A 7268-nucleotide genomic window follows, 5' to 3' on the forward strand; every position below is an offset into this window, starting at 1 on the left:
AAAAGGCCGTCTGAAATATTTCAGACGGCCTTTCCATTTCTGATCATTACTAAATCAAGCCTTGCGCTTTCACCCAGTTCACAATATCTGCCTCAACGGCTTCAGGCGAACCCGGATTGTCAATTTTGACACCGTACTCATCAGCACCCAGCTCTTCCAAAATCTCCAGCTGAGAATCCAGCATTCCGGCTTTCATATAATGCCCCTGACGCGACAGCATACGCTCAAGATTGATTGCTTGAGGCGGAGTCAAATGGATAAAAGCCACCTTCCCTTCTGCACCACGCAGAATATCGCGGTATTGGCGTTTGAGTGCGGAACAAGTAACGATGGAATATGTTTCCCCATTTTTTGCCTGCTCCGTCATCCAGTCACGCAAATTGCCGAGCCATGGGTAGCGGTCTTCATCCGTTAACGGAATACCTGCACCCATTTTATCGCGGTTGGCTTGGGTATGAAAATCGTCGCCTTCAGCATACGGACATTGGTTGAGATGTTTTTGCAAAGACAGCGCGGCAGTGGTTTTACCGCAACCGCACACGCCCATCATGACAAAATGTGTCGTCATTTTTCTACTCCTTGTTTATCTAGATTTTAACGGTATTTAAAAACGGGCGGATTGTGTTATCTCAAAAACACTATCCGCCCGTTCTTCCGATTAAACCAAAACAAACAACACTGACGATAAAGCAAAACCGATGAGTGCGATAAGTGTTTGGTTGACCGTCCATGTCTTCAAGGTCGTCGGCACATCCATATTCAACAGACGGCCGACAAGCCAGAAACCGGAGTCGTTAAAGTGGCTGCAACCAACGGAACCTGCCGCCGTAGCCAATACCACGCAAGTAATCTGCCAATCGCTGAAACCTGCCGCCGCAACGGCCGGTGCCATCAACGCGGCAGCGGTAGTCAATGCAACGGTCGCAGAACCTTGCGCAATACGCAAAGCCAAAGCCACCAAGAAACAACCCAGCAAAACAGGGATACCCAAGTCCGCCATACTGTCGGCCAAAGCCTTACCGATACCGGAAGCACGCAACACTCCGCCGAACATACCGCCCGCACCGGTAATCAAAATGACCGAGCAAACCGGACCCAATGCGCCATCAATGGTTTTCTCCAAAGCGCTGGCTTTTTCGCCACGTTTGCCACCCAATACATACAGGGCTACCAAAACAGAAATCAGCAAAGCAATCGGTGTCGAACCGATCATGCGACCAAATTGCACCCAGCCTTCATCTGCACTGACAACTTTCTCACTGATTAAAGTGGACAAACCGGTATTTAAGAAAATCAACAGCATAGGAATCAGCATAATACCAACAACGGTAGATGCTTTTGCAGGCGCTTTCGGTTGGTCATTATCTTGCGTACCACCACTGATCAGATCAGGAACAGGTACATGAATGCTGCGACCCAAAACTTTACCCAATAAATAGCCGCTGAAATACCAAGTAATCAAGGCAACAGGCAAACCCAAAATCAGCAGTTGACCAATATTTGCGCCATAGAACTCAGAAGCAGCAATCGGGCCAGGATGAGGCGGCAGGAAGACGTGCATGACCGAAAATGCGCCAATAGACGCCATCGCGTATGGCAGAACGGTCTGCTTCATACGGCGTGCCGTTGCAAACACAATCGGCAACATCACCACCAAGCCGGCATCAAAGAAAATCGGGAAACCAAAAATCAAAGAAGCCACGCCTAAAGCAAATGGTGCACGATTCTCACCAAAAATCTGAATCAGCGCATCTGCCAAAGACTGAGCGCCACCGGAAGTTTCCACCAAACGGCCGAGCATTGCGCCCAAACCGACCAGCAACGCCACGCTGCCGAGCGTACCGCCGAAGTTTTTGACCAATACATCATTAACAATGCTGCCCATAGGCAGACCTGTTACGATGGCAGTCAGCAGGCTGACCAATACCAACGTCAGCAAGGCATGAACGCGCAGTTTTACAATCAAAATCAAGATTAGCAAAATCGCTGCCGCGGCGATACCGAGCAAGGTACCGGCACTCAGCGTTTGAGTCCATCCATCCATTTTGAAGCCTTTCTCTGTAAGAAAAATACAAACTTATTAATGTTTCTTAACACACTTAGATAAGATAACACATTTCACTATGGGTTCATATGGATGGATTTAGTCAAAATATAAATTTCTCTTTTTCAAAACCCTTTTTGCAAGATGCTTGATAACTAAGAATAGCAAAGAAAAAACAAAGGCAATAAAAAGGCCGTCTGAAACGTAGTTAATTTTCAGACGGCCTGACATCATTCTTCTCGATAAAATAGAAACGAATATTTTTTCAATTACCTAAAATCAAGTATTTTCGGCTTATGCCTTGGTAAAAATCACCCCATTTCCCAAACGTAATTCCGGCAGTTTGGTATTAAAATCCAGCCCATTGAGGCATGAGGGACTGTTACACATTACTGCTTCGATTTCGGCAAAATCCTCGGTCAAAAATTTTAGCCGAATCAAAAGAATCTGGGCAGTAATGTTTTACGACTCCCCAAACATCCATCATACTTTTTCTTAAAAACTGAAGTGCGATGATACAAAGGCCGTCTGAAAAATTCTTCAGACGGCCTTGATTCTTAAACTTCTGCCGGTGGTTGCGGTGTATCTTCATCTTCCTGCTGCGTTTTCGCTTTGATAAAGCGGCTGAACCAAATGCCTGCTTCGTAGAGCAGAATCAGCGGAACAGCAAGCAGGGTTTGAGAAATTACGTCAGGCGGCGTGATGATTGCAGCCACGACAAACGCACCGACAATCACATACGGACGCGCATTCTTAAGCTGTTCAGTCGAAACAATGCCCATTTTTGCAAGTAACACCACAACGACGGGAACTTCAAACGTCGTACCGAATGCAACAAACATGCCCAAAATAAAGGACAGGTATTTGTCGATATCGGTCGCCATATTGACGCCGACAGGGGTTACCCCGGCCAAGAATTTGAAAATAACGGGAAATACCAAAAAATAGGCAAACGCCATACCGACAAAGAAAAGCGTCACGCTGGACAACACCAGCGGCGTAATCAAGCGTTTTTCGTTTTGGTATAAGGCAGGAGCGACAAACGCCCAAACTTGATACAGCGTGTGCGGCAACGACAGCAGAAATGCCGCCATCAGAGTAACCTTGACCGGCACAAAAAACGGCGCGATCACATCGGTTGCAATCATGCTGGTATCTTTAGGCAGATTGGCCATCAATGGTTCGGCAACAAAGGTATAGAGCTGCTGGGCAAACGGCATCATACCCAAAAAGCAGACGACGATACCGATGACGATCCACATCATGCGGCGGCGCAGCTCGAGAAGATGCTCGATAAGCGGTTGGACGGGTTGTTCGTGTTGAGGTTCGGACACCGGTTGACTCACTTTTTACTTACGGACGCGCAGTTTGGGTTTGGCGTGGAATTTCGGACGCATATCGCGTTTGCGGCTCATCGCCTGCTTACGCAAAGAAGTCGTATGCAGCGAAGGAACATCGGCGACAGGGGCTTCGACATAGCTGACTTCGACCGCCGGAGTGGGTGAAACCGATGCGGTCAAATACTCACGCCAAGCGCGGTCTTGCTCGGACTCGGCATTTTCAGCCCCGACAGGCTCTTGAGTTTGCGCTGCTCCACCCTCTTCAGGAACTTGGGCCGCACTTTCATTTTCAGTGCTGCTTGAAGCCAAATCAGGCAGAGGATTACCGAACTCGTCCACGCCAAAATCGGCAGGCGTTTTCTGTTCGGGCAGGCGTTCCCACGGCTTGAGGCCGTCTGAAATATCGCTCAGATTTTTTTGTGCATCGTTGCCCAAGTCTTTGATACCGTCGCGAAACTCGGATGCGGCGGTTTCAAATTCCTGCTTCACCTTGCGCAATTCGTCCAACTCAGCCTGAGTGTTGAGTTCCTGCTTGACGTTATTGACGAATCCTTGCAATTTACCGACCAAACGCCCAGCCGTACGCGCGGCTTGCGGCAGACGTTCGGGGCCAAGCACTATCAGGGCAACAACGCCGACCAGCAGCAATTCGCCCAAACCGAAATCAAACATGGATTATGCTTTGTCTTCGTCTTTTTTGTGTTCGATGACTTCGTCTTTTTTGGCATCTTTGCCGTCTGTACCTTCGTTCAGGCCTTGTTTGAAGTCATGCACTGCGCCGCCGAGATCTTTGCCGACGTTGCGCAATTTTTTGGTACCGAATACCAAAACGACGATAATCAGTACGATAATCCAGTGCCAAAGAGAGAAGCTACCCATGATAAGTCCTTGAATTTGTTTAATTTAAAAAGAGATAATAATTATGCGGGCGTACCCATGATATGGATATGCAGGTGGAAGACTTCTTGTCCGCCGCCTTTGCCTGTGTTGATCAGGGTTTTGAAACCGTCGGTCAAACCTGCCTCTTGGGCGATTTGAGGGACTTTCAACATCATTTTACCCAACAGGGTTTGATGTTCGGCAGTGGCGTGTGCCAGTGAATCGAAGTGTACTTTCGGAATCAGCAGCAGATGTACCGGCGCGGCAGGACGGATGTCTTTGAAACAAAGCATCTCATCGTCTTCGTAAACGGTTTGTGCCGGAATATCTTTGGCGGCGATTTTGCAGAAAATACAATTATCCATAATGGCTCCAATGGCCGTCTGAAAACGGGTGCAACGGGTTTCGCCAAACAAAGTGAAATCGTTTTTGCCCCAAGAGACGGATTCTGAAACAGGTCAAATACGGGATTGTAATATAAATTCAAGCTTCTTTGCGAGAAGCTTTTTCCACCAATCCCGACAAACCTTGACGGCGCGCAAGCTCGTTGACCACATTTTCGGCGCGCAATCCGTGATGCGCCAATAAAACCATGGTGTGAAACCACAAATCCGCCACTTCGTAAACCAAATGTTCGCCGCCGCCATCTTTAGAAGCCATCAAGGTTTCGCCCGCTTCCTCGATGACTTTTTTCAGAATCTTGTCTTCGCCTTTGTGCAACAGTTGGGCAACGTAAGAAGCATCGGGATCGCCGCCTTTGCGCGAATCGATGACGTTTTGGATTTGGGTAAGGATGGTATCGGTCATGGTCGGTTTCTCTTATTTCTTTCAGACGGCCTTAAGGATGTTTATATCCGTAAATTGCTTCTTCGTCTTTCAACACGGCATCCACTGTCTGCCATGCACCCTCTTGCCAAACTTTGTAAAAGCAGCTTTCACGCCCGGTATGACAGGCAATGCCGCCGTTTTGTTCAATCAACATAACCACAGCGTCGCCATCGCAATCCAGGCGCAATTCGTGTACTTTTTGCGTATGCCCCGACTCTTCGCCCTTCATCCATTGTTTTTGGCGGGAACGGCTGTAATAGTGGGCAAAACCGGTTTCTACGGTTTTTTGCAGGGCTTCTGCGTTCATCCAGGCGACCATCAGCACACGGTGTGTCTGCCAATCTTGGGCAATGGCGCAAACCAAACCTTTTTCATCAAATTTTACGGCATTCAGCAGCGTTTCGTTTATATTCGACATTCGCGTTTTTCTCCCATATTTTTCAGACGGCCTTTGGGTAGCAATCACAAACGCACTTCAATTCCTGCTTCACGCATGGCCAGTTTCGCTTCGCGGATACTCGCTTCGCCAAAGTGGAAAATACTGGCGGCCAATACCGCATCTGCCTTTCCGTCTTTAATGCCGTCCACCAAGTGTTGTACCGAACCGACGCCACCGGAAGCAATGACCGGAATATCGACCGCTTCACTGACCGCGCGTGTCAAAGGCAGGTTAAAACCTTGCTTGGTGCCGTCCCGATCCATACTGGTCAGCAAAATCTCGCCCGCACCGCGCCGCTGCATTTCGACAGCCCATTCCACCGCATCCAAACCGGTCGGATTACGTCCGCCGTGGGTAAAGATTTCCCAACGGGTATTTTCAGGGTTGACCGCTTTGGCATCCACGGCAACGACAATCGCTTGTGAACCAAAAAAACCGGCCGCTTCATTTACCAAATCAGGATTGGTTACAGCGGCCGTATTGATGCTGGCCTTATCGGCACCGGCATTAAGCAGGCGACGGATATCGGCAACCGTACGCACACCGCCGCCGACCGTCAATGGAATAAAAACTTGTGATGCGACTGCCTCAATAACGTGCAAAATAGTATCGCGATTGTCGCTGGAGGCAGTAATGTCCAAAAAGGTCAATTCATCCGCGCCTTCATCGTTGTAGCGTTTGGCAACGTCAACCGGATTGCCTGCATCGCGTAAACCCAAAAAGTTGACACCTTTTACCACGCGACCGTCTTTTACATCCAGACAAGGAATAATTCGTTTTGCCAATGTCATACTCAATACCTCTTATCCGTTCTCAGGCCGTCTGAAACCGTCAGGCCAAAAATTTGCTCAACCAATCCGGCAAATGTTGCAACAGCTGAAAATAACCAATCCCCGCCATCATCGCCAAAACGCAGGAAATAATGAAATTGCTGTCGATGCGACCGACGATGGAAAAAATCAAACCGGCAAATGCCCATATTATCCCGTTGAAAATCATCCAATAGGTATCGATAATCGGCAAATCAAACGCCGTCAGCTGCCGCAATATCACTGCAATCAGTGTAAACCACAAACTTTCACTTAGTGGATACACTTCGCGGTCGGATGACCAGATAATCCAAAAACCCAAAACAAACGCTTCAAGCATACTAATCCCTTAATAAAATATCGATTGGGTTGTTTTTATAATTATTTCAAACAGATATAAACCCATGACCTATACAGGCAATCCCTTTGAGTGCATTTTTGTGTGCTGCGTCAGCCGCTGCGTTTTAATGGCCTGCAAGGTCTTATCCGCATAATCTGACACACTTAAGCCAAAGAATCGGCCAGTTTTTGCGCCTGTGCAAAATCAATGCTTCCCTCATAAATTGCACGGCCGGTAATTGCACCGCTCACGCCTTCGTTTTCAACGGCACACAATGCACGGATATCATCCAAATTCGTCAAACCGCCGGAAGCGATAATCGGAATATTCACGGATTGGGCCAATTTGACGGTAGCTTCGATATTCACGCCGCTCATCATGCCGTCGCGGCCGATATCGGTATAAATAATGCTGTTGACGCCATCGTCTTCAAAACGCTTGGCCAAATCGACGACATGATGCTCCGTTACCGTTGCCCAACCGTCTATCGCCACCATACCGTCTTTGGCATCCAAGCCGACGATAATCTGACCCGGAAAGGCCTTACATGCTTCGCGCACAAATTCAGGATTTTTTACCGCGGCCGTAC

11 protein-coding genes are annotated in these 7268 nt (G+C 48.3%); all 11 read right to left on the minus strand.

What is annotated here, in order from left to right:
* Positions 1 to 49: 49 nt before the first annotated feature.
* Positions 50 to 568, minus strand: a complete 519-nt coding sequence (locus tag ACTHUE_RS08575; RefSeq protein WP_070460206.1) for a gluconokinase, GntK/IdnK-type — start codon at positions 566 to 568, stop codon at positions 50 to 52.
* Between the two features lie 90 nt (positions 569 to 658).
* Complete coding sequence (locus ACTHUE_RS08580; RefSeq protein ID WP_070460203.1) at positions 659 to 2044, minus strand: GntP family permease; 1386 nt, start codon at positions 2042 to 2044, stop codon at positions 659 to 661.
* A 557-nt stretch (positions 2045 to 2601) separates the two neighbouring features.
* Positions 2602 to 3378 (minus strand): twin-arginine translocase subunit TatC, encoded by a 777-nt coding sequence (tatC, locus tag ACTHUE_RS08585; protein ID WP_070460201.1) that lies wholly within the window; start codon positions 3376 to 3378, stop codon positions 2602 to 2604.
* Positions 3379 to 3393: 15 nt separating this feature from the next.
* Positions 3394 to 4056, minus strand: a complete 663-nt coding sequence (gene tatB / locus ACTHUE_RS08590) for a Sec-independent protein translocase protein TatB (protein ID WP_070460199.1) — start codon at positions 4054 to 4056, stop codon at positions 3394 to 3396.
* Between the two features lie 3 nt (positions 4057 to 4059).
* Complete coding sequence (gene tatA, locus ACTHUE_RS08595) at positions 4060 to 4263, minus strand: Sec-independent protein translocase subunit TatA (RefSeq protein ID WP_003679438.1); 204 nt, start codon at positions 4261 to 4263, stop codon at positions 4060 to 4062.
* A gap of 41 nt (positions 4264 to 4304) precedes the next feature.
* Complete coding sequence (locus ACTHUE_RS08600; RefSeq protein ID WP_003748648.1) at positions 4305 to 4628, minus strand: histidine triad nucleotide-binding protein; 324 nt, start codon at positions 4626 to 4628, stop codon at positions 4305 to 4307.
* Positions 4629 to 4746: 118 nt separating this feature from the next.
* On the minus strand, positions 4747 to 5070 hold the full coding sequence (locus ACTHUE_RS08605) for a phosphoribosyl-ATP diphosphatase (RefSeq protein WP_440399762.1): 324 nt from the start codon (positions 5068 to 5070) through the stop codon (positions 4747 to 4749).
* Between the two features lie 31 nt (positions 5071 to 5101).
* On the minus strand, positions 5102 to 5509 hold the full coding sequence (hisI, locus tag ACTHUE_RS08610) for a phosphoribosyl-AMP cyclohydrolase (protein WP_070460195.1): 408 nt from the start codon (positions 5507 to 5509) through the stop codon (positions 5102 to 5104).
* Positions 5510 to 5553: 44 nt separating this feature from the next.
* Positions 5554 to 6321 (minus strand): imidazole glycerol phosphate synthase subunit HisF, encoded by a 768-nt coding sequence (gene hisF, locus ACTHUE_RS08615; protein WP_070460193.1) that lies wholly within the window; start codon positions 6319 to 6321, stop codon positions 5554 to 5556.
* Between the two features lie 40 nt (positions 6322 to 6361).
* Positions 6362 to 6679, minus strand: coding sequence for a multidrug transporter MatE (locus ACTHUE_RS08620; protein WP_070460191.1), 318 nt, complete (start codon positions 6677 to 6679; stop codon positions 6362 to 6364).
* A 164-nt stretch (positions 6680 to 6843) separates the two neighbouring features.
* On the minus strand, positions 6844 to 7268 hold a 425-nt coding region (locus ACTHUE_RS08625), incomplete at its 5' end, for a HisA/HisF-related TIM barrel protein (RefSeq protein WP_440423290.1).

This window comes from Neisseria sp. P0021.S005, assembly GCF_051956955.1.